Consider the following 20902-nt stretch of genomic DNA (forward strand, 5'->3'; position numbering starts at 1 on the left):
CCGCCTACGCCGACTCGTGCGCCTCGCGGAGTTCTTCGAGGTGCGTCTCCAACACGTCCAACGTGGCGTCGGCGTCCACGTACCCCTTCTCGTACTCGCCGTACGCCTTCTCCGCACCCTTCAGGAACTTCGCGACCGCCTCGTCGAGGTCGTCGTCGCTCATAGGCGATGGTTCCCGCGCGGCGTGAAAAACGCCCCGACGCGGAGCGTTCGCGCCGCCGGGACTTCCCGTCCGACGCGCGTCCGTCGGTTTATAGGTGATGCCGACCCACCTACGACCGTGCTCACGCTGACGTTCGAGGACGGAACCGTCCGCCTCGACGGCCTCTCGGAGTCCGGCCTCTCGGCGGCCGACCTGCCGGGCGTCGAGACGGACGACAGGAGTCTCGTCGCCCGCGCGCCCGCCCACCGCTACCCGGCGGTCTGCGACGCCCTCGACGAACGCGGCGTCGAATACGAGGACCGCGTCCTCCCCGCCGAACGCCTCGATCTGACGCACTCGTACGACCTGCGCGACTACCAACGGGAGGCCCTCGACGCGTGGCGGGCGAACGGCGACAGGGGCGTCCTCGAACTCCCCACCGGAAGCGGAAAGACGGTCATCGCCGTCGCCGCGATGGCCGCCCTCGGGGTTCCCACGCTGGTCGTCGTCCCGACGGTGGACCTCCTCGAACAGTGGCGACGCGAGTTGGAGACGGAGTTCGACGTTCCGGTCGGGCAGTTCGGCGGCGGCGAACAGGTGCGGGAGGCGATAACCGTCTCGACGTACGACTCGGCGTACCTCCGCGCGGAGGATGTCGGCGGCGACTTCGGGTTCGTCGTCTTCGACGAGGTGCACCACCTCGGCGGCGAGGGGTACAGGGACGTGGGGCGGTTGCTCGCCGCGCCCGCGCGCCTCGGCCTGACCGCGACGTTCGAACGGCCCGACGGCGCGCACGAGGTGGTCGAGGAACTCGTCGGTCCGAAGGTTCACGAACTCTCCGTGGACGAGTTGGCGGGCGACCACCTCGCGGAGTACGAGGTGCGCCGCGTCGAAGTCGAACTCACGCCCGAGGAACGCGAGGCGTACGAGGAGGCGCAGGGGACGTTCGTGGACTACCTCAAGCGCTCGAACCTCTCGCTGAACAGCGGGTCCGACTACCGGAAACTCGTGATGCGGTCCGGCTCCGACCCGCGGGCGCGGGAGGCCTTGCTGGCGAAGCAACGCGCCCGGCGCATCATGATGAACTCCGACGCGAAGGTGGCGAAACTGGCGTCCGTCCTCGACCGCCACCGCGAGGACAGGGTCATCGTCTTCACCGCCCACACGGACCTCGTCTACCGCCTCTCGGAGCGGTTTCTCCTCCCGGCGGTGACGAGCGAAACCGGGGCGACCGAACGCCGGGAGATTCTCGACCGGTTCCGAGAGGGGACGTACTCGCGGGTCGTCACCGCGAATGTCCTAGACGAGGGCGTTGACGTGCCCGACGCCAACGTCGCGGTACTCCTCGCCGGAAGCGGGTCGGAACGCGAGTTCACCCAGCGACTCGGGCGCATCCTCCGCCCGAAGCGAGACGGCGGAAGCGCCACGCTGTACGAACTCGTCAGCGTCGAAACCGCCGAAGAACGGGTGGCGGACCGGAGACGGTGAGGCCTACCCTCCCCCGAGCGTGGGGAGAGGGACCTCGACTTACGAACCGACGAACCCCGAACGCGGCGTCAGACCGCCGTCTCCTTGTCGAGCTGTGCGAAGAACTCGGTCATGAAGTCCCACCGAGACTTTCCGTGGCGACGCCCGGGCGGCGTGTACAACGCGTTCAGACGCTCCTCGGACCACTCTCGAAGGAAGGAGATGTCCGGAAGGTCTGTCTCGACCGCTCCGGGGGCCGACGCGTCGCCGATTATCCCGTACTTCTGGCCCGCCTCGCCCGACCGTTCGCCGACGATACAGGCCATCCGGACGATTCCGACCGCTCCGATCGCTTCCAACTTGTCCGCGTCGAACAGCAGTTTCGCCTCGGCCGTCTCCGGTTTCGGGGAACTGGCCCGGATGCTGTGCGCTCGGATGCAGTGTTGGACGGCGTCTATCCGGTCGGTCGCCACCCCCTCGGCTTCGAGGAGCGTCCGCGCCTCCGCCGCGCCCCACTGGCCGTGGTCGTCTATCTCCCCCGTCCGCTCTAACGGGCGGCCGATGTCGTGTAACCACGCCGCCGCGGCGAGAACCTCTCTATCGACGGGTCGCTCCCACTCGTCCGCCAGCCGAGCGGACAGGTTGCAGACCCGATTTGCGTGAAAACTATCGTGTCCCGGGAGGGCGTCTTCGTAGTAGGGCAGCGCCAGTCGGCGAGCGAGGGGGCCTAACTCCTGGGTCATGGGTCGTGGATAACTATTTCACAGATGACATAACGCTTGGGGCTCTCGCCGCGGCACGAACCGAAGACCGACGTTCAGACCACGCTGACGTCGATTCCGCCGCCGTCGAGGAACTCCGACTCCGTCACCTCGAAGTCAACCTCGAACGACGCCGAACTCTCCGGCGGGACGGTCACGTTCGTCTCGCGCGTCCTCGTCTCGCCGTCCACCGTCACCCTGACGCGGACGCGGGCGATTCGCTCCGCGGTCCCGCGGTTGCCGACTTCGCCGAACACCCGTAGCGTCCCGTCGTCGTTCGCGCCGAAGTCGAACGTCTTCACGTACAGGTCGGGTCGAGTCGGCGTCGTTCGCGGTTGCCCCTCCGGTGCGGTCGGCGGACGGCGGGGCCCGGTGGCGCCGGGTGCCGACCCGAGACACCCCGCCGAGAGGCCGACCGCCAGTACCTGCAGCACGTTCCGGCGCGTCGGGGGCCGCGACTCCATACTCGCCCGTGGATAGACTCGGCTATGAGTCTTTCCGACGGATATCTCGGCGATACGGCGAAAAAAGTTCATTCCGGCGACGACGATTCGGCCTTACGCAGTCGTCCTGTTCTTCGACTTCCGGCCGTCGTACCAGAACAGCAACGCTCCGATGGCCGCGAGGATCGCGATGGCCAGCGTCATCGTCCGACTCATGACGGCCCAATCGAGACCGAACAGGCCGGTGATGTCGATGAGCCACAGCGTTCCCATGATTATCGCGCCGGCGACGGAGAACCACAACAGACCGGGGTGGGTGTCGTCGTCGCCGGCGTGGGTGTCCGTTCGGTTCTCGTCGTACCGTTCGGCCCGCGTGTCGTCGTAATCGTCGTCGAGGTCGGTGCCGGACGTGTCTTTGGTGTACCGCTGTTCGGTGTGCACTCCGTCCTCGTCGCGGGTCACCTCCTCGGACTCCTTCGTGAACGTACCCTCCTCTCGCCGTCTGTCGTCGTCTCCGGGATTGTTAACCATGCAACCGATAGTTGGCCCGTCGCACGGGAGTAATTTACGGCACACTGTCAGGCGATATTAATTTGTGGCGAAGTGACCTGACCGTTTTCACGGAGTACCGGGACGCGCGACTTTTGTCCGCCCGGGACGAATCGGCGTCCGTGCTGACCAAAGACCTCCTCCGCGTCTCCCGGGCCGGCGGCGGGTACCACCCACAGTTCGTCGGTCGGGAGGCCAGACCGCTCGCAGCCCGCGTCATCGGCGCGTTTCGGGGACACGTCGGCGAACCGCGCCACCGCCTCGACGGGGCCCTCTCGGAGTTGGAGGACGACGCCGACGACTTCAAACTCGTCCGCGGGTTCGCGGCGTTGGCCGACCGCGAGGCGACGTTCGAGACGCACGCGGAACTGCCGCCGGAGCGCGTCCGACGGGCGGCGTTCGAGGAGGCGGAGGCCGTCGGCGTCGTCACGGAAGCGGAACGCGAGGCGGCACTCGAACGCGCCGCCGACCGCCTCGCCGCCGACCGGTCGGCGGTCGAATCGTCGCTGTACGCCGACCGCGAGGTGAACGAGGTGCTCGCGTCGTTCGACTCGCGGTGGGGGCCGGACGAACTCCTCGAACAGTACAACCTCTCGCTCGCGCAAACCGCGCTGTTCGACGCCACGGAGGTCCGAATCCGCAGTTCCGACCCGCGGAACCTCGTCTCGGCGGTGAAGCGACTCGGACTCATGTACGAGATTCGGCGGACCGACGGCGAGAGGGAGGTGGTCGTCACCGGCCCGGACGCCCTCTTCCGCCGGACGCGGCGCTACGGCACCGCCTTCGCCCGCCTCCTCAGAAGCGTCGCGGCGGCGTCGGAGTGGACGCTGACGGCGACTATCGACGACCGGGGGACGGAGCGAGAACTCCGCCTCTCGGGGGCGGACGTCTCCGTCCCGAACGTCGAACCCGTGGCCGAACCGACGTACGACAGCGGCGTCGAGGCGGACTTCGCCGCCCGGTTCGAGGGGTTGGACCTCGATTGGTCGCTCGTCCGCGAACCCGAGGCCCTCGCCGCGGGCGCGCGGGCAATGATTCCGGACTTCGCGTTCGACTACCACCACGCCGACTTCCGCGTCTTCTTCGAGGTGATGGGCTTCTGGACGCCCGAGTACGTCGAGAAGAAACTCGACCAGTTCGCGACGGTGGCCGACGACGTGGAGTTGGTCGTCGCCGTGGACGAGTCCCTCGCGGTGAGCGAGGACGTGGCCGCACTCGACCACCGCGCCGTCACCTACTCCGGGTCCGTCCGCGTCAAGGACATGGTGGACGTCCTCCGGGAGTACGAGTCCGAACTCGTCGCCGAGGCGGCCGAACATCTGCCCCCGGAACTCGTCCCCGAGGCGGACGCGGTGTCGCTCTCGGACCTCGCCGCCGAACGCGGCGTGAGCGAGGACGCCCTCGAAGGCGTCGCCTTCCCCGACCACGAACTCGTGGGCCGAACGCTCGTCCGCCCCGCCGTCCTCGATTCGCTCCGGGACGAACTCGCGGCCGGGATGTCGCTGTCGGACGCCGAGGCGGTCCTCGAAGAACGGGGCCTCGCGGACGCGTCGGCGGCCCTCTCCCGACTCGGCTACCGCGTCGAGTGGGAGGGACTCGGCGGCGGAACGCTCCGCGAGAAGGAGTGAGACGGACTCAGTCGCTGCCGGCCTCGCCGCCTTTCGTCCGCCCTCCGCCCGCGCGTCCGTCCATCTCCGCGGGACTGCCCATCCCCTCCTTGACGCCGAATCCGATGAGGAGGGCGTTGACCGGGTAGGCGGCGGCGAACCCGACGGTCAGAGAGAAGAACAGCGCGGTCCAAAACAGCGGTTCGGTCCACCGCGCGCCGCCGGCCAACAGCAGGTCCGTCCCGATGGCCGTCACCTCCATGACGGTGATGCTGGGCGTCTCGCTGTAGAAGGCGTCCCTCGCCGCCGTCGGGAGCGACACGCCCTCCTGCATCAGGGGACCGACCGTCAGGGCGTAGCCGAACGCGTACGCCAATGCGAACATGACGACGGTCACCCACAGCGTCGAGAACCCGAGGATGATGGTCGCCGCCGTGATGCCGACGACTTCGCCCAGTCCGCACCCCGAGTAACAGTGCGAGGTGGAGCGAAAGCCCTTCTTTCAGAGGGAGTCGTCGTCGAGTTGCGTCCGTCCGGAGTACCAGTAGACGGCCAGTCCGACCGGTCCGGAGTACGCCACCACGAGCGTCCAGACCAGTTTCATCAGCGACGGCAGGTTCCGGTTCCGCGCCCGGATGTCCCGCTAGAGGACGCCGAGGGAGACGACGTTGAGCGTCGCCCACGCGCCGAGCGTCCACCAACTCGACAGAACGGGCGTGACGACGCTCCGCACCGGTGCGAGCGCGTGTTCGATCTGTTTCGCGAACTCCACCACCTCCGGCGGGAGTGGCGACCCCGCGAGGACGAGTTCGCCGAGGAACTCCGTCATCTCCTCCGGCAGTAAGGCGGCCGCGCTTCCCAAGCGTTGCGGCCGATGCGGCCGGACCCGCTGACGCGCCGCCGATGGTCACCTATCTCGACAGTCCGTAAATCGCTCAGAACGCCCATCAGTGCCGCGGACGTACCTCGAAGTGAATGAGGCATGGACGACCATCACCACTCCGACGAACGTGAGCGAACCGACGACCGAGAGGACCCTCGGGTAGAGCAGTCGCTCATCGAGGACGAAGCCGAGGCGGACGCCGACGACGCCGCGGCGAAGGTCGAACACCCGAGCGGTCACGGCGGGGGAGGACACGGCCGCGGAGGCGGGCACGGCGGCGGACACGAGGGCGGCGGGCACGGCGACCACGGCGGCATGCACGAGGGCCACGAGCAGATGTTCCGCCGCCGCTTCTTCGTCTGCCTCGCGCTCTCGATTCCGGTGTTGCTCTACAGCGAGGCGCTGCAGCGGTGGCTCGGATTCTCGGTCCCCGCCTTCCCGGGGAGCGAGTGGATAAACCCGGTGTTCGCCGTCGTCGTCTTCGCGTACGGCGGCGTCCCGTTCCTGCGGATGGCCGTCCCCGAACTCCGGGACCGTTCGCCGGGCATGATGACGCTCATCTCGATGGCCATCTCCGTCGCGTTCGTCTACAGTCTTGCGGGCGTCGTCTACCCGACCACGTCGGCGTTCTTCTGGGAACTCGTGACGCTCATCGACATCATGCTCCTCGGCCACTGGATAGAGATGCGGAGCGTCCGCCGGGCGTCGAGCGCCCTCGACGAACTCGCCAAACTGATCCCCGACACCGCGGAGCGAATCACCGAGGGCGGTAATACCGAGGAAGTCCGCGTGAGCGACCTCTCGGCGGGCGATCTGGTCCTCGTCCGCCCCGGCGCGAACGTGCCTGCCGACGGCGTGGTCGAGTCGGGCGACTCCGAGGTGAACGAGGCGATGATCACGGGCGAGTCGCGGCCGGTGTCGAAAGAGCCCGGCGACGAGGTCATCGGCGGGACGATAAACGGCGACGGGAGCCTCCGCGTCCGAATCACCGCCACCGGCGACGAGACGGCCCTCGCCGGAATCGTGCGCATGGTCGAGGAGGCCCAACGGAGCAAATCGAAGACGCAGATGCTCGCGGACCGCGCGGCGGGGTGGCTGTTCTACGTCGCGGTGGCGTCCGCCGCCGTCACCGCCGTCGCGTGGACCGTCGCCACCTCGTTCGGCGCGCCCGTCATCGAACGCGCGGTCACCGTCCTCGTCATCGCCTGCCCGCACGCGCTCGGACTCGCCATCCCGCTGGTCGTCGCCATCAACACGTCGCTCGCGGCGCGAAACGGGATACTCGTCCGCGACCGAATCGCCATGGAACGGGCGCGCGAACTCGACACGGTGATATTCGACAAGACGGGGACGCTCACCGAGGGCGAACAGGGCGTCGTGGACGCCGCGACGGTGGGCGACCTGAGCGAGGACGAGGCGTTCGCGCTCGCCGCGGCCGTCGAGGGCGACTCCGAGCACATGATAGCCGAGGCCATCCGCGAGGCGGCGGCCGAACGCGGCGTCGAACCGCGGCGCGCCGCGGAGTTCGAGGCGCTGAAGGGCCGCGGCGTCCGGGCGACGGTCGACGGGGAGGCGGCGTACGTCGGCGGTCCGAACCTCCTCTCGCACCTCGACAGCGACGTGCCGCCGGAGCTCGCCGCGTTCGCCGACAGGGCGGGCGAGAACGCGCGGACGGTCGTCTACCTGATGCGCGAGGGCGAGCGTAGCGGAACTCCCGAACCGGTCGCCGCCTTCGCACTCGCGGACGTCGTGCGCGAGGAGAGCTACAGGGTCGTGGAGGCGCTTCACGAACTCGGTATCGAGGTGGCGATGCTCACCGGCGACTCCGAGGACGTCGCCCGCGCCGTCGCGGACGAACTCGGTATCGACACCGTCTTCGCCGAGGTGCTTCCCGAGGACAAAGACGAGAAGGTGCAGGAGCTCCAATCGGAGGGGAATCTCGTCGCGATGGTCGGCGACGGCGTCAACGACGCGCCCGCGCTCACCCGCGCGGACGTCGGCATCGCCATCGGGAGCGGAACCGACGTCGCGGTCCAGTCGGCGGACATCGTCCTCGTGCGGAACAACCCGCTCGACGTGGTCCGGTTCGTCAAACTCAGCGGGGCGAGCTACCGGAAGATGCGGGAGAACCTCGTCTGGGCCGCGGGCTACAACGTGTTCGCGATTCCGCTCGCGGCGGGCGTCCTCGCCCCGGTCGGCATCGTCCTCTCGCCCGCGGTGGGAGCGCTCTTGATGTCCCTCAGCACGGTCATCGTCGCGATAAACGCCCAGTTCCTCCGCCGGGTGGACTTGGACCTCCCCTCCCTCCCCGGCGTCCCGGACTCCAGCGCTCCCCGCCCCGCGGACTGACGGGGCATCCGCCCCTCGGTGGCACCCACTCGACGCCGAACGGGGCAGAGAGCCGAATCCGACCGGACGGACCCAGCACCGACCGCAGGGTGAGACCGTTCTCCCGCGACGACATACGTCCTTAACGCACCGTGGAGTAAGAGAGTAGCCGGAGGCGCGCGTATTGTGGGTATGGATAACAACCATCACAACACCAGTTCGTCCGAATCGACGGCGCACGGACACGGCCGTCCCGCGGGACACGCCGACGCAGGGAGTCACGCGCTTCCCGGCGGTCTAACCGTCGCCGCGAACGGACTTCGGTTCGACGCGTCCGAAACTCGACTCGACGCGGGCGTTCGCCGAGAGTGGACGTATCGGATACGCGACGAAGACGGGGACGCGGTCACCGAGTTCGAGGAGACACACGACAGACTCGCGCACCTCGTCCTCGTCCGCCGGGACCTGACGCGCTTCCAGCACCTCCATCCGGAACTGAGAGCGGACGGGACGTGGTCGGTCGAGTTCTCCCTTCCCGACCCGGGCGTCTATCGGGGGTTCGTCGACGTCCTCGTGGGCGGGCGGCCGACGACGCTCGGCGCGGACCTTCTCGTCTCCGGGGCCGCCGACTACGACGCGCCGCCCGAACCGACGCGCGAGGTGACGGTCGACGGGTACGACCTGACGATGACCCCGGGGGACGTCGCACCGAACGAGAACGTCACGCTCGAATTCGAGGTGCGGACGGACGGAAGCGCCGCGCGACTCGACCCGTACCTCGGAGCGCTCGGCCACCTCGTCGCTCTCAGGGACGGCGACCTTGCGTACCTCCACGTCCACCCCGAGGAGACGGACCCCGAGGACGGACTCGTCCGGTTCGCCGTGCGCTTCCCCACCGCGGGGCGATACCGACTGTTCCTCCAAGCGAAACCGCGCGGAGAACTGATAACCGCGTCGTTCGACGTGGTCGTCGAGACTCCGTGAGCGCCCCGCTTCACCCTCTCTCACCGCCGCGCCCCACGTGTCAGTCCCCTGTGCCAAACAGTCAGGAGAGGACCGAGAAGCGGACTCGTTCAAGTAATCGTCTCATTCAGAACTGTCAGCCAAAAGAAGGATGCGGTGCTCGGGCGAAACGGGTAGTGAAATGTCCCTAGCAGACACCGCATCCGAAATCGAGCATCTGAACGACGAGCAACGCGAGTGCCTGGAGAACTGCTTCGAGGCGGCCGAGGCGTGCGAGTGGTGCGCCGACGCCTGCGCCGGCGAAGGTGAGGGGATGGAGAAGTGTCTCCGCCTCTGCCGGGACGTGGCCGACCTCACGACGCTCCACGCGCGCTTCATGGCGCGAAACTCCAACTATAGTAGCGAACTCGCCCAGGTCTGCGCCGGGGCCTGCGAGGAGTGCGCTTCGGAGTGTGAGCAACACGACGCCGATCACTGTCAGCTCTGCGCGGAAGTTCTGCGTGAGTGCGCCGAGACGTGCCGGAACATGGCGTCGGCGTAATCGGAGCGACTTCGACGCGACGAGGAACCGCCCCCGAGTACCTACTTATTTCGATACATGTCATCAGATACAGAGACGGTCGAAGGGTTCGTCATCGACATCGCCTGCGTCCGGAAGAACCCCCGCGAGGGGTTGCCGGAGGACGCTCGCACGCACACGAAGGAGTGCGCCCTCGAAGGCCACTGCGTCGAGAGCGGATACGCCGTCGTCACCGACGAGGACCGACTCGTCCTCCTCGACTCCGACGCCACAACGCAGGTCGTGGAGACGATAGAGCGGAGCGAGACCGAACGGGGTCACCGCGTGCGCGTGAAGCGCGAACGCACCGACGGCGGCACGATGGAGACGACGGCGGTGGAGGAGTTGTAGCGCGCCTCCGCGCGGCGGGGGCGCGGAGGGTGACGGGAAGGTACTTGTCGGTCGCTCGTCGTCCTGCGCACGGTGTCCACCCGCCGGTCGGTCCTCCGAACGCTCGGTTCCCTCGGCGTCGTCGGTAGCGCCGGGTGCGCCGCCCTCCCGGGCGTAGGGGACGCCCCGCGACCGATGCTCGAACGCGACGCGACGCCGCCCGACGTCCGCGACGGGCCGTGGCGCGCCCCTCGGTGCGACGCGCGGAACTCGGGCGTGCCCGGCGCCGTCGGCCCCGGCAACGCGCCCGGCCTCGCGTGGAGGCGTTCCCTCGGCGACGAAAGCCGAATTACCGCGCCGCCGGTCGCGGACGCCGGCGACGTGTTCGTTCACGACGACGCGAGTCGGTCGCTGTTCTGTCTCGACGCCTCGGACGCGAGCGAACGCTGGCGCGTCGAGGGCGTCACCGCCGCGCCCGGCGCGCCGCCCACCGTCACCGACGACGCCGTCTACATTCTGGCGACCGGTCGCCGCGTCCGTTCGTTCGGCCGCGACGGCTCCGAAACGTGGCGGAGCGACCGACTGCCAGCGATGCCTCGCGCGGTGACAGTCGGCGACGGCAGACTGTACGTCGCCTGCGCGTCTGCCGACGGCGAGTCCGCTCTCGTAGCCCTCGACACCGCCGGAAGCGTCGTCTGGACGCGGGAGACGGGACGCATCCTCGCGCCGCCTGCCGTCGCCGAGATAGACGGAACGTCCGGCGGAGAGAACAGCGTCGTCGTCGGCGACGACGCCGGAACGGTCACCTGCGTCGGGGCCGGAGACGGGCGAGTCCGGTGGCGCGACTCGCCCGTCGGCGACTGGGTGCGCGCGGCGCCGGTCGTGGACGGTCGATACGCGTACGTCGGAAGCGGAACGGGCGGCTTCGACGGGGGAACCTCGTCGGGCCACCGGACGCAGTCCGGCGACTTCGGCGGCGGCGCGGTGACGGCGTACGACGTTCGGACCGGCGAGACGCGGTGGTCCCGGACGTCGGACGCGGTTTCGGTCCACTCGGCGCCGGCGAACGGGGGCGGACGGTTGTTCGTCGCGGACTCGCGCGGGACGCTCAGGCGGTTGGACGCCGAGACGGGCGAGGTGGTGTGGCGGTTCTCCGCCTCGCGTCCCCCCGGTCCGGAGTCGGCGCGAGGGCGGGATTACGCGCCCGCCGTCTCGAACGGTCTGGTCTTCTACGCCGGGCCGGACCGCCGCCTGTACGTCGTGGAGACCGACGCGGGCGAGGGCGGCGCGCACGTCTCCGCTCGTTTCCGGGCGGACGCGGAGGCGACCACCGCTCCGGTCGTGGCGGGCGATTCGCTGTTCGTCGGCGCCGAGAACGAGGTGGTCGCCGTGGGGCGCGTCGACCCCCGGCCGTAGTCAGTCGAGGTTCGGCAGGTCCTCTTGGCGGCCCTTCGGGACCGTCGAGCGGAGTTCGCCGTGGAGGAACAGACCGACGCCGATGGGTTCGCGTTCGCCGACGAGTTCGTGCGCGGCGATGAGGTAGCCCCAGTCGCCGTCCCAGTCTATCTCCTGGTCCTCGCCGGCGACGAACCGGGCCGCCTCTTCGGCGTCGAGTTCGACGACGTTCTCCGTCGCCGCGCGGCCGAATCGCTGGACGGCGTTCGTGGACGGCTTCCAGTGCTCCTGCCGCGCGCGGAGGATGCGCAGGCCGAGTCCCTCTACGTCGGACGGACTCACCACGTCGTCGGCGAACGCCCAAATCTTGCCCGCGCCCTTCTCCCAGAACGTGTGGCCGTCCCACGTCTCCGGCGGGATTCCGTAGCGGTCCCGCCACCACGTGACGACTTCCTCGCGGGTGGGGCGGCCGGCGACGACGCGTTCCTCGGACGTCTCGGGCAGGCGGTCGAACCGCTGACCGTCGTTCGTCGGTCGCTCCTCCGCCTCCGTCGCCTCCTCGGTGTCGCTCATGCGGTCACCTCCAGTTTCGCGCAGAAGAACCCGCCCGTGTCGTTGTGGTGCGGGTAGACGCGGTGGGCGAGTTCGACGCTCGGGTCGTACTCCTCGTCCTCCCACTCGGCGACGCCGGGGGCCGTCTCAAACCCGTCGGGGGCGTCCCACTCGACGAGTTCGCAGTCCTCCTCGTCGAGAACGTGGTCGAGGACGGCTTCGTTCTCCTCGGGCGCGAACGTGCAGGTGGAGTAGACGACGGTGCCGCCCTCGCGCGTCGCCTGCACCGCGCGGCGGAGGATGCCCTTCTGGATGCCCGCGACGCTGTGGACGTGGTCCATCGTCCACCTGTCGAGGGCGTCGGGGTTCTTCCGAATCGTCCCCTCGCAGGAGCAGGGGGCGTCCACCAACGCTCTATCGAACGCCTCGAACGCCGCCGGGTCGTCCGTCCCCTCGCCGAACGGCTTCAAGGAGAAGTTGCGCGCGTCCTGATTCGTCACCACGAGGTTCGAGACGCCGAGTCGTTCGGCGTTGTGTCGCAACGCGGAGAGGCGGCCGAGGTTGTTGTCGTTGCCGACGAGGATGCCCTCGTCGTCCATCAGGGCGGCCAGTTGCGTCGTCTTGCTCCCGGGCGCGGCGCAGGCGTCCCAGACCACGTCGCCGGGTCGGGGGTCCAACGCGATGGCCGGGAGCGAGGACACCTCCTCCTGCCCGTGGAGCCACCCGTGGTAGTACGGCCACGACGTGCCCGGCCCGCGTTCGTCGAGTTCGAGGATGCCCGGGTGCCAGTCCGTCGGTTCGTAGGCGACGCCCTCGGCGTCGAGGGCCGCCCGCGCGCGTTCCACCGTCGTCTCGATGGTGTTGACGCGAACGACCGACGGGAGCGGCCGCTCGCAGGCGGCCAAGAAGGCCTCCTCGTCGTCTACGAGCGGCGCGTACCGCTTGAGCGGGTTCATCGACCGACTCTACCCGACGACTCCGCTTGTGGGTTTCGGATACCGTCCGCCGCCCGCGGCGGGAGCGCGGCACCGCGCCCGCACCGACGTTTCGGGACGCGTGAAAGCGGGCCACGCTTTTACAACCTGAACGGCCGAACGTGACGTATGGCCCACATCAACGTGCTCGCGGAGGACGTGTCGCTCTCGGAACCGACGCTGATAGAGGGGCTCCCCGGCGTCGGCTTGGTCGGGAAGATCGCGGCCGACCACGCCGTAGAGGAGTTCGAGATGACCCACTACGCGAACGTCCACTGCGACGGCGTGCCGCGAGTCGCGGTGTACCAAGAGGGCGACGCGACCCTCCGGTCGCCGGTCAGACTGTACGCCGACGAGGAGCGGAACCTCCTCGTCCTGCAGAGCGACGTGCCCATCCGGCCGGACTCGGCGGCCGAACTCGCCGACTGCCTCTCGAACTGGTTCGACGACGAGGCGATTCTGCCCGTCTTCCTCTCCGGCATCCCGAAAGAACAGGCCGGCGACGTGCCGGAACTGTACGGCGTCGGCGTCGGCGACGGGACGCAGATGCTCGCGGACGCGGACATCGGCGAACCCGCCGAGGCGGGACTCGTCTCGGGGCCGACCGGCGCGTTGCTCAACGACGCGGTCGAACGCGGGCGGACCGCGGTGGGTCTGATCGTGGAGTCGGACCCCCAGTTCCCGGACCCCGCAGCGGCCCGCGTCATCCTCGAGAACGGAATCGAACCGCTCACGGGCGTCGAGATACCGTCTGACGACTTGGTGGACCACGCCGAGGACATCCGCGACGCGAAGGAGCGACTGGCGAAGCGCATGCAGAGCGCCGACGAGGAGAGCACGCAGGCCCGACCGCTCGGGATGTACCAGTAAGCCGCCGCGACGCGTCCGAAATCCGGGACTTCCGCCGGTTCGCCCGGCGCTTCGGGGGCCGGTCGTCCCCTCGACCGCCCGACCGCAGTCTACACTCTTAAGCCGAGGCAACTACTTCACCCACTCATGAGTGAGGACTCCGTCGACCCGGACCGCGAAGCCGAATCCGACGCAGACCCCGCCGAAGAGACGGCCGACGCCCGCGACGGGACGGCCGAAGCGACGACCGCGAACGCCCGAGCGACGGCCGCGGACGACGACGAGAACGCGGCCGCGGAGGGGGGAGCGGACGAGGCCCAGTCCGACGACGACGCCCTCGCGGCCCGCGTCGCGGCCTACGACGAGGAACTCGCGGCGGAGGTCGAGTCGCTCCAACGCCGCGTCTCGGAACTGGAATCCGAACTCGACTCCTCGAACGAACGGGTCGAGGACCTCTCTTCGCGCCTGAAGCGCACGCAGGCGGACTTCCAGAACTACAAGAAACGCGCGAAGAAGAAACAGGAGCAGATTCGGGAACGCGCCACGGAGGACTTCGTCGAACGCGTCGTGAAGGTGCGCGACAACCTCATCCGCGCGCTCGAACAGGACGAGGACACCGACATCCGGCCGGGCGTCGAATCGACGCTCGAAGAGTTCGACCGCATCCTCGATTCGGAGAACGTGACGACCATCGACCCCGAACCCGGAACCGAGGTGGACCCGACGCGCCACGAGGTGATGATGCGCGTCGACAGCGACCAACCCGAGGGCACCGTCGCCGACGTCTACCAACCCGGCTACGAGATGGCCGAGAAGGTCATCCGCGAGGCGCAGATAACCGTCAGCACCGGCGACGGCGACGAGTAGAACCCGAAACGACGCGAGACGCGCGGCGTCCCGTTCGCACACGCTTTTGTGCGTCGCACGACACGTCCGGCGCGTGCGATTTCCCTTTCGTAACCGCTTCCGAGCGGTGCCGAGAATCGGGTTCTCCGTCCGCAGCGATATCGCGGAGGGAACCTCGGCGGGCCGCCGGACGAACTCCGGCGACGCGGGCGACGACCTCCTCGTCGTCCTCGGGTGGGGGAACCGCCCGGAACACGAACACGTCTCGTGGCTCCTGGACTCCCTCGTCGAGGCGGGCTACCGCGTCCACGCGGTGACGCTCCCGACGAACCCGTGGGACTTCGAGGACCAACTCCTCGCGCCCGTCAGGGCGTACGCGCGCGAACGCGACATCGACCTCGTTCTGAGTCACAGCACCGGCGGACTCGTCGCCGCGCACCTCGCCGCCGACGCGGACGTGCGAAACGTCTTCCTGAGTCCGTGGTGGGGGACGGCACCCGTCGAAGGAGTCGCCTCGGTCGCCCTCCCCCTCCTCCTTCGGATTCCGACCGCGAGGCGACTGCTCCGGTTCGACCGCGACCCCTCCGTCATCGGCGACTTGGTGACCGAAGCGCAGTTCGAGGAGGCCGTCCCCGAGGCCGCCTCGCCCGCGTTCCTGCGGACGGTTCTGGACGCGCAGTCGCGCCTCCCGCCGTTCGACGAGGGGGACGCGGTGTTCTGTTCGCTCTCGGACCGCGTGGTGAGCGTCCGCGCCATCGGCGACCGGACGCCCGCGGCGAACCTCCGCCCGTATGACGGCGGCCACGAGTTCTTCGCCTCCTCCGGCCGGGAGGCCGTCCTCGAAGACGTCCTCGCGGCGCTGGAGGCGGGCCCAGAGGCGATCCGACGGGCCCGATAGGTCGGACCGTCGCCGGCGCGGGATGGCGCGGTCTGCGGTTCCATAAAACGGTGGCGGACGCGCTCGTCCGCCGGGCGCGGAAATCGCAAGACCGCGGAGACCCGAACTCTCACCGCCGACGCTACCGTCTAGTAACCTTTAACCGATTTAGACCGGTATGTGCGAACAAGATGGCGAGTAACAAGATTCTCGGTATCGACCTCGGTACCACGAACAGTGCGTTCGCGGTGATGGAGGGCGGCGATCCCGAAATCATCGTGAACTCCGAGGGCGACCGGACCACACCCTCTGTGGTCGCATTCACCGAGGACGACGAGCGTCTCGTGGGGAAACCGGCGAAGAATCAGGCCATCCAGAACCCGGAGCGCACTATCCGCTCTATCAAGCGCCACATGGGTGAGGACGACTACACCGTCGATATCGACGGTGAGGACTACACGCCGGAGCAGATCTCGGCGATGATTCTCCAGAAGATAAAGCGCGACGCCGAGGACTACCTCGGCGACGAAGTGGAGAAGGCCGTCATCACGGTTCCGGCGTACTTCAACGACCGCCAGCGTCAGGCGACGAAGGACGCGGGCGAAATCGCCGGATTCGAGGTCGAACGCATCATCAACGAACCGACCGCCGCGTCGATGGCGTACGGGCTGGACGACGACTCCGACCAGACGGTCCTCGTGTACGACCTCGGCGGCGGGACGTTCGACGTGAGCGTCTTGGACCTCGGCGGCGGCGTCTACGAAGTCGTCGCGACGAACGGGGACAACGACCTCGGGGGCGACGACTGGGACGAGGCCATCATCGACTGGTTGGCCGAGGAGTTCGAGAACAACCACGGCATCGACCTCCGCGAGGACCGACAGGCCCTCCAGCGCCTGAAGGACGCCGCGGAGGAGGCGAAGATAGAGCTCTCCTCGCGGAAGGAGACGACCATCAACCTCCCGTTCATCACGGCGACGGACTCCGGCCCGGTCCACCTCGAGGAGAAACTGACGCGCGCGAAGTTCGAGTCGCTCACCGCCGACCTCATCGACCGGACGGTCGGCCCGACGGAGCAGGCACTCGAAGACGCGGGCTACTCGAAAGAGGACATCGACGAGGTCATCCTCGTCGGCGGTTCGACCCGGATGCCGCAGGTCCACGAGAAGGTCGAGGAGATGCTCGGGTCGGAACCGAAGAAGAACGTCAACCCCGACGAGGCTGTCGCCCTCGGCGCGGCCATCCAAGGCGGCGTCCTCGGCGGCGAGGTGGACGACATCGTCCTGCTGGACGTGACGCCGCTTTCCCTCGGTATCGAGGTGAAGGGCGGCCTCTTCGAGCGTCTCATCGAGAAGAACACCACCATCCCGACCGAGGAGTCGAAGATATTCACCACGGCCGCGGACAACCAGACGTCCGTGCAGGTCCGCGTCTTCCAGGGTGAGCGCGAAATCGCCGAGGAGAACGAACTGCTCGGCGAGTTCCAACTGACGGGCATCCCGCCCGCGCCGGCCGGGACGCCGCAGATAGAGGTCGGCTTCAACATCGACGAGAACGGCATCGTCAACGTCGAAGCCGAGGACAAAGGCTCCGGCAACGCCGAGTCCATCACCATTGAGGGCGGTGCGGGCCTCTCCGACGAGCAGATAGAGCAGATGCAGCAGGAGGCCGAACAGCACGCCGAAGAGGACAAAGATCGACGCGAGCGCATCGAGGCCCGCAACGAGGCCGAGAGCGCCATCCAGCGCGCCGACACCCTCCTCGAAGAGAACGAGGAGAACGTCTCCGAGGACGTCGTCGCGGACGTCGAGGACGCGATGGACGAGGTTGAGGCGGTCCTCGAAGACGAGGACGCCACGAAGGAGGAACTCGAAGACGCGACGGAAGCGCTCTCGAAGGAACTCCAGGAGATCGGCAAGCAGATGTACCAAGAGCAGGCTCAAGCGGGCGCCGGCGGTGCGGGTGCCGGCGGCGCGGGCATGGGCGGTATGGGCGGCGCAGGCCCCGGCGGTGCGGGCCCCGGCCCGGACGCGGGCGCCGCCGACGGCGACGAGTACGTCGACGCCGACTTCGAAGACGTGGACGATTCCGACGAGTAGTCGGAATCGTCCGCCAGCGAGGCGGCGTAGCCGTCTCGCGCGGTGGACGACGACGAACAGTAAGCGAGACGGCGAGTAACTCGCTGCACCTCTCTTCGTTTCTCCCTTCGCTCTCCCGAGGAGCGGGTTCTATCTCCGAAACCTGTCGTCCGCGAGGCGCGATTTTGAAGTGGCCCGCCGGATTATGCACGTACAACCGATGAGCGAGGACTTCTACGACGTGCTCGGGGTCTCGCGGGACGCCGGCGAGGACGAGATAAAGAAGGCGTATCGCAAGAAAGCCGCAGAGTACCATCCGGACGTCTCCGAGGAACCCGACGCCGAGGAGAAGTTCAAGAAGGTCAAGAAGGCCAAGGAGGTGCTGACCGACGACGAGAAGCGGCAGATGTACGACCAGATGGGTCACGACCGCTTCGAGCAAGCCGAGAAGCGCGGCGGCGGTGCGGGCGGTATGGGCGGCATGGGGGGTATGGGCGGTATGGGCGGCGGCGGCCAGAACCCCTTCGAGGACATCTTCAGCCAGTTCTTCGGCGGCGGTGGCGGCGGCCGAGGCCAACGCCGCAACCAACCGCGACAGGGGCGGGACCTCCGCACCCGCGTCTCCTTGGACCTCGACGAGGCCTACGAGGGCGTCGAGAAGCAGTTCACCGTCACGCGCCCGGAACGCTGTCCGGAGTGCGACGGCGAGGGCCACCCCCCGGACGCCGACGTGACCACCTGCCCGCAGTGTAACGGCCGCGGGCAACAGACCACCGTCCGCGACACCGCACTCGGGCGCGTCCAACAGACGCAGACGTGTCCCCACTGCGGCGGCGAGGGGCAGACGTACAGCGAGACGTGTCCCGAGTGTAACGGCGACGGGACCGTCCGCAACGAGGCGACCCTGTCGGTCGACATCCCCGCGGGCATCCGCGACGGGCAGACCCTGCGGATGGAACGCGAGGGCGCGCCCGGCGAGAACGGCGGGCCGAACGGCGACCTCCTCATCGAGGTGTCCGTCCGCGACCACGAGGAGTTCGACCGCGAGGGCGACGACCTGCACCACCACCACCCCATCTCCTTCCCGCAGGCCGTCTTCGGCGACACCGTCAGGGTGCCGACGGTTGACGGCGAGGCGGAACTGGAGGTCCCCGAGGGGACCCAAAGCGGCGAGACGTTCCGCCTGAAGGGCAAGGGGATGCCGCACCTCCGCGGCCGCGGACGCGGCGACCTGTACGTGCAGGTGCAGGTCGTCACGCCCGAGGAACTCAACGAGGAGCAACGCGAGGCCCTCGAAGCGTTCGCCGAGGCCGGCGGCGAGGAAGTCGAGGTCAAGCAGGGCTTCTTCGAGAAGATAAAGAACTCCTTCTGAGGCGTCCGCCCCGCCCGTCGTCTCCCGTCCCCCTCGCCTCGCTCTTTCCCGTTCGGACCCCCTTTCCGCCGCCCCTAATTTGATTCGCGTCCCGCCCGACGGAGACCGTATGTCGCACACGACTGCCGATTACGAGGACGTGGACCCGGTCGGCGGGGGACTGCACTTCCTCCGGGACGAACTTGACTGCGAGAGCCTCGGCTTCTCCGTCTTGGAGGCGGACCCCGGGTGGGTCGGCAAGGAACACGACCACGCCGAGGACGGCCAAGAGGAGGTGTACTTCCTCGTGGAGGGCGAGGCGACGCTGACCGTAGACGGAGTCGAGGGAACCTCGACAAGCAGCCGGACTTCGTCCGGCGACGGCGAGGAGATTCGCATGGAGGCAGGCGACGCGGTGCGCATCTCCCCCGACGCGACGCGCCGGTTGGAGAACGGACCGCTCGAAAGCACGTTCGTCCTCGCCGGCGCGCCCTGACCGCCGGGCGTCGCCGTCCGCGCGGGTCGTTCGGGAAATCCGACCGTTCGCAGACGTTATCCTGCGCGGGTGAGTACGGTAACCGATGGCACGGATGGAGGACGACCGAATCCCGGTGACCCTCGTCGGCGGAACTCTCGGCGCGGGGAAGACGACGCTCGTGAACAACGTCCTCCGGAACGCCGGAGCGTACGACGTGGCGGTCCTCGTCAACGACATGGGCGAGGTGAACATCGACGCTGAACTCATCGCGGGATCGGCCGACGACGACGTGATAGACCTCACGAACGGCTGTATCTGCTGTCGGTTGCGGGACGACTTGGTGACGGAGGTGAACCGCTTGGCGAGAGAGCGGTCGTTCGACGTCCTCCTCGTGGAGGCGTCGGGAATCAGCGACCCCGTCCCCGTCGCGCGGACGTTCCTCGGCGACACCGAGGGCGACGAGGACCCGACCGACCACTACCGGTTGGATACGGTCGTCAGCGTCGTGGACGCCTACGGCTTCTGGAAGGAGTTCGACCCCGAGGCCGAACGGCCCGACGAGTCGGACGCGCCGGGTCGGACGCTCGCGGACGTCCTCGTGGACCAAGTGGAGTTCTGCGACGTGTTGGTGCTGAACAAGTGCGATCTGGTCCCCGACGACGAACTCGACGAGGTGGAACGGGTCGTCCGGGAACTCCAACCGCGCGCGACCGTCTACCGGGAGACGTACGCCGACGTGAATCCGGAGGCCGTCCTCGACACCGGCCTGTTCAACTACGAGGAGGTGAGTCGGGCCGCCGGGTGGAAGCGCCGCCTGAGGGAGGGCGACGGCGGAGAGGGGCACGGCGGCGACGCGGCGGGACACGGCGACGGACACGAGGGACACGACCACGCCGCCGTCCACGGCGTCACCTCGTTCCTCTACGAGTCGGACCGCCCGTTCCACCCCGAACGCCTCAACGACTACCTCGAAGCGTGGCCCGACGGCGTCGTCAGGGCGAAGGGGTTCTTCCGCCTCGCCACCCGCCCCGAGACGGTGATGGGGTTGAACCGGGCCGGGCCGTCGGTCACCGCCGGCCCCATCGGTCGGTGGGACGAGGACGACGACAGGCGGACGCGACTCGTCTTCATCGGCACCGACGTGCCCGAGGCGTCGGTGCGGAGCGCACTCGACGACTGTCTGGCGACGGACGCGGAACTCGAAGACCCGGAGGGACTCAGCGACCCGTTCCCGTCTCCGTCGGAGTGACCTGCTCTTTCAACTCGTCCCACGATTCGTCGAACCCGTAGTTCGACCGTTCGGCCTCCGCCTCCGCGAGAGCGTCCTGGTACACGTCGTCGTACTCCAACAGTTGCTCCCACCCCGACTCGCGTATGCTGCAGTAGATGCACATGGGTACGGAATCCTGTTCGCGGAGCCGCATAATCGTTTCGAGCGGATTACATACAGTTCAGAAAGAGTATAGTCAA

Annotated in this window: 23 protein-coding genes; 14 read left to right on the forward strand and 9 right to left on the reverse strand. The window is 68.4% G+C overall.

The genetic code is table 11. From position 1 onward, the window contains the following. Nucleotides 1-4: 4 nt before the first annotated feature. Nucleotides 5-163, reverse strand: coding sequence for a hypothetical protein (locus ACFQEV_RS10530; RefSeq protein WP_379695627.1), 159 nt, complete (start codon nt 161-163; stop codon nt 5-7). A 117-nt stretch (nt 164-280) separates the two neighbouring features. Here ACFQEV_RS10530 and ACFQEV_RS10535 point away from each other — a divergent pair, with 117 nt between their 5' ends. Beyond that, the gene (locus ACFQEV_RS10535) at nt 281-1630 is read left to right on the forward strand and encodes a DEAD/DEAH box helicase (RefSeq protein ID WP_379695629.1); all 1350 of its coding nucleotides are present in this window, start codon (nt 281-283) and stop codon (nt 1628-1630) included. A 68-nt stretch (nt 1631-1698) separates the two neighbouring features. Here ACFQEV_RS10535 and ACFQEV_RS10540 read toward each other — a convergent pair whose 3' ends face one another. From ACFQEV_RS10540 to ACFQEV_RS10550, 3 genes are all read right to left on the reverse strand, one after another. Beyond that, a complete protein-coding gene (locus ACFQEV_RS10540) occupies nt 1699-2352 on the reverse strand; it encodes an HD domain-containing protein (RefSeq protein WP_379695631.1) in 654 nt (217 codons plus the stop codon). Nucleotides 2353-2426: 74 nt separating this feature from the next. Continuing rightward, a complete protein-coding gene (locus ACFQEV_RS10545; RefSeq protein WP_379695633.1) occupies nt 2427-2834 on the reverse strand; it encodes a DUF7064 domain-containing protein in 408 nt (135 codons plus the stop codon). A gap of 93 nt (nt 2835-2927) precedes the next feature. After that, nucleotides 2928-3344 carry a hypothetical protein gene (locus tag ACFQEV_RS10550; RefSeq protein WP_379695635.1) on the reverse strand — a complete coding sequence of 139 codons (417 nt, stop codon included), beginning with the start codon at nt 3342-3344 and terminating at the stop codon, nt 2928-2930. A gap of 140 nt (nt 3345-3484) precedes the next feature. Here ACFQEV_RS10550 and ACFQEV_RS10555 point away from each other — a divergent pair, with 140 nt between their 5' ends. After that, a complete protein-coding gene (locus ACFQEV_RS10555) occupies nt 3485-4990 on the forward strand; it encodes a DUF790 family protein (RefSeq protein WP_379695637.1) in 1506 nt (501 codons plus the stop codon). 7 nt (nt 4991-4997) lie between these two features. On the opposite strand, the gene ACFQEV_RS10560 is transcribed toward ACFQEV_RS10555, so the two are convergent. Further along, nucleotides 4998-5426, reverse strand: coding sequence for a DUF4396 domain-containing protein (locus ACFQEV_RS10560; RefSeq protein WP_379699832.1), 429 nt, complete (start codon nt 5424-5426; stop codon nt 4998-5000). Nucleotides 5427-5612: 186 nt separating this feature from the next. Next, complete coding sequence (locus tag ACFQEV_RS10565) at nt 5613-5798, reverse strand: hypothetical protein (protein WP_379695639.1); 186 nt, start codon at nt 5796-5798, stop codon at nt 5613-5615. Between the two features lie 153 nt (nt 5799-5951). On the opposite strand from ACFQEV_RS10565, the gene ACFQEV_RS10570 reads away from it, so the two are divergent. From ACFQEV_RS10570 to ACFQEV_RS10590, 5 genes are all read left to right on the forward strand, one after another. Next, complete coding sequence (locus tag ACFQEV_RS10570; RefSeq protein ID WP_379695641.1) at nt 5952-8201, forward strand: copper-translocating P-type ATPase; 2250 nt, start codon at nt 5952-5954, stop codon at nt 8199-8201. A gap of 171 nt (nt 8202-8372) precedes the next feature. After that, on the forward strand, nt 8373-9164 hold the full coding sequence (locus ACFQEV_RS10575) for a hypothetical protein (RefSeq protein WP_379695643.1): 792 nt from the start codon (nt 8373-8375) through the stop codon (nt 9162-9164). A 160-nt stretch (nt 9165-9324) separates the two neighbouring features. Continuing rightward, a complete protein-coding gene (locus ACFQEV_RS10580; protein WP_379695644.1) occupies nt 9325-9684 on the forward strand; it encodes a four-helix bundle copper-binding protein in 360 nt (119 codons plus the stop codon). A gap of 57 nt (nt 9685-9741) precedes the next feature. Continuing rightward, nucleotides 9742-10053, forward strand: coding sequence for a hypothetical protein (locus ACFQEV_RS10585; protein WP_379695646.1), 312 nt, complete (start codon nt 9742-9744; stop codon nt 10051-10053). Between the two features lie 72 nt (nt 10054-10125). Next, nucleotides 10126-11448, forward strand: coding sequence for an outer membrane protein assembly factor BamB family protein (locus ACFQEV_RS10590; RefSeq protein WP_379695648.1), 1323 nt, complete (start codon nt 10126-10128; stop codon nt 11446-11448). Here ACFQEV_RS10590 and ACFQEV_RS10595 read toward each other — a convergent pair whose 3' ends face one another. Further along, nucleotides 11449-12000: a DUF7122 family protein gene (locus tag ACFQEV_RS10595; RefSeq protein ID WP_379695650.1), complete on the reverse strand. Its 552-nt coding sequence runs from the start codon at nt 11998-12000 to the stop codon at nt 11449-11451. Next, entirely contained in the window at nt 11997-12935 is a 939-nt protein-coding gene (locus ACFQEV_RS10600) for an RsmB/NOP family class I SAM-dependent RNA methyltransferase (RefSeq protein ID WP_379695652.1), read from the reverse strand. Before ACFQEV_RS10600 ends, ACFQEV_RS10595 begins: the two co-directional genes overlap by 4 nt. Before the next feature lie 147 nt (nt 12936-13082). Here ACFQEV_RS10600 and ACFQEV_RS10605 point away from each other — a divergent pair, with 147 nt between their 5' ends. The 7 genes from ACFQEV_RS10605 (at nt 13083) to ACFQEV_RS10635 (ending at nt 20681) form a co-directional block, all read left to right on the forward strand. Then, a complete protein-coding gene (locus tag ACFQEV_RS10605) occupies nt 13083-13823 on the forward strand; it encodes a proteasome assembly chaperone family protein (protein ID WP_379695654.1) in 741 nt (246 codons plus the stop codon). Nucleotides 13824-13949: 126 nt separating this feature from the next. Continuing rightward, nucleotides 13950-14669, forward strand: a complete 720-nt coding sequence (locus ACFQEV_RS10610) for a nucleotide exchange factor GrpE (protein ID WP_379695656.1) — start codon at nt 13950-13952, stop codon at nt 14667-14669. Between the two features lie 139 nt (nt 14670-14808). Next, nucleotides 14809-15546, forward strand: coding sequence for an esterase/lipase family protein (locus ACFQEV_RS10615; RefSeq protein ID WP_379699834.1), 738 nt, complete (start codon nt 14809-14811; stop codon nt 15544-15546). A gap of 170 nt (nt 15547-15716) precedes the next feature. Then, on the forward strand, nt 15717-17624 hold the full coding sequence (gene dnaK / locus ACFQEV_RS10620; RefSeq protein WP_379695658.1) for a molecular chaperone DnaK: 1908 nt from the start codon (nt 15717-15719) through the stop codon (nt 17622-17624). Between the two features lie 199 nt (nt 17625-17823). After that, nucleotides 17824-18975: a molecular chaperone DnaJ gene (gene dnaJ, locus ACFQEV_RS10625; RefSeq protein WP_379695660.1), complete on the forward strand. Its 1152-nt coding sequence runs from the start codon at nt 17824-17826 to the stop codon at nt 18973-18975. 109 nt (nt 18976-19084) lie between these two features. Further along, nucleotides 19085-19450 (forward strand): cupin domain-containing protein, encoded by a 366-nt coding sequence (locus tag ACFQEV_RS10630; RefSeq protein ID WP_379695662.1) that lies wholly within the window; start codon nt 19085-19087, stop codon nt 19448-19450. A gap of 94 nt (nt 19451-19544) precedes the next feature. After that, entirely contained in the window at nt 19545-20681 is a 1137-nt protein-coding gene (locus ACFQEV_RS10635) for a CobW family GTP-binding protein (protein WP_379699836.1), read from the forward strand. On the opposite strand, the gene ACFQEV_RS10640 is transcribed toward ACFQEV_RS10635, so the two are convergent. Beyond that, nucleotides 20650-20826 carry a hypothetical protein gene (locus ACFQEV_RS10640; protein ID WP_379695664.1) on the reverse strand — a complete coding sequence of 59 codons (177 nt, stop codon included), beginning with the start codon at nt 20824-20826 and terminating at the stop codon, nt 20650-20652. The two genes, ACFQEV_RS10635 and ACFQEV_RS10640, sit on opposite strands and share 32 nt — an antisense overlap. Between the last annotated feature and the right edge of the window lie 76 nt (nt 20827-20902).

It is taken from the genome of Halopelagius fulvigenes, from assembly GCF_042662625.1.
Taxonomy (GTDB): Archaea; Halobacteriota; Halobacteria; order Halobacteriales; family Haloferacaceae; genus Halopelagius; species Halopelagius fulvigenes.

Coding starts and splice junctions, on each gene's coding strand:
- ACFQEV_RS10530 (WP_379695627.1), bottom strand. CDS start 163: ATGAGCGACGACGACCTCGACGAGGCGGTCGCGAAGTTCCTGAAGGGT.
- ACFQEV_RS10540 (WP_379695631.1), bottom strand. CDS start 2,352: ATGACCCAGGAGTTAGGCCCCCTCGCTCGCCGACTGGCGCTGCCCTAC.
- ACFQEV_RS10545 (WP_379695633.1), bottom strand. CDS start 2,834: ATGGAGTCGCGGCCCCCGACGCGCCGGAACGTGCTGCAGGTACTGGCG.
- ACFQEV_RS10550 (WP_379695635.1), bottom strand. CDS start 3,344: ATGGTTAACAATCCCGGAGACGACGACAGACGGCGAGAGGAGGGTACG.
- ACFQEV_RS10565 (WP_379695639.1), bottom strand. CDS start 5,798: ATGACGGAGTTCCTCGGCGAACTCGTCCTCGCGGGGTCGCCACTCCCG.
- ACFQEV_RS10570 (WP_379695641.1), top strand. CDS start 5,952: ATGGACGACCATCACCACTCCGACGAACGTGAGCGAACCGACGACCGA.
- ACFQEV_RS10575 (WP_379695643.1), top strand. CDS start 8,373: ATGGATAACAACCATCACAACACCAGTTCGTCCGAATCGACGGCGCAC.
- ACFQEV_RS10580 (WP_379695644.1), top strand. CDS start 9,325: ATGTCCCTAGCAGACACCGCATCCGAAATCGAGCATCTGAACGACGAG.
- ACFQEV_RS10585 (WP_379695646.1), top strand. CDS start 9,742: ATGTCATCAGATACAGAGACGGTCGAAGGGTTCGTCATCGACATCGCC.
- ACFQEV_RS10595 (WP_379695650.1), bottom strand. CDS start 12,000: ATGAGCGACACCGAGGAGGCGACGGAGGCGGAGGAGCGACCGACGAAC.
- ACFQEV_RS10600 (WP_379695652.1), bottom strand. CDS start 12,935: ATGAACCCGCTCAAGCGGTACGCGCCGCTCGTAGACGACGAGGAGGCC.
- ACFQEV_RS10605 (WP_379695654.1), top strand. CDS start 13,083: ATGGCCCACATCAACGTGCTCGCGGAGGACGTGTCGCTCTCGGAACCG.
- ACFQEV_RS10610 (WP_379695656.1), top strand. CDS start 13,950: ATGAGTGAGGACTCCGTCGACCCGGACCGCGAAGCCGAATCCGACGCA.
- dnaK (WP_379695658.1), top strand. CDS start 15,717: ATGGCGAGTAACAAGATTCTCGGTATCGACCTCGGTACCACGAACAGT.
- dnaJ (WP_379695660.1), top strand. CDS start 17,824: ATGAGCGAGGACTTCTACGACGTGCTCGGGGTCTCGCGGGACGCCGGC.
- ACFQEV_RS10630 (WP_379695662.1), top strand. CDS start 19,085: ATGTCGCACACGACTGCCGATTACGAGGACGTGGACCCGGTCGGCGGG.
- ACFQEV_RS10635 (WP_379699836.1), top strand. CDS start 19,545: ATGGAGGACGACCGAATCCCGGTGACCCTCGTCGGCGGAACTCTCGGC.
- ACFQEV_RS10640 (WP_379695664.1), bottom strand. CDS start 20,826: ATGTGCATCTACTGCAGCATACGCGAGTCGGGGTGGGAGCAACTGTTG.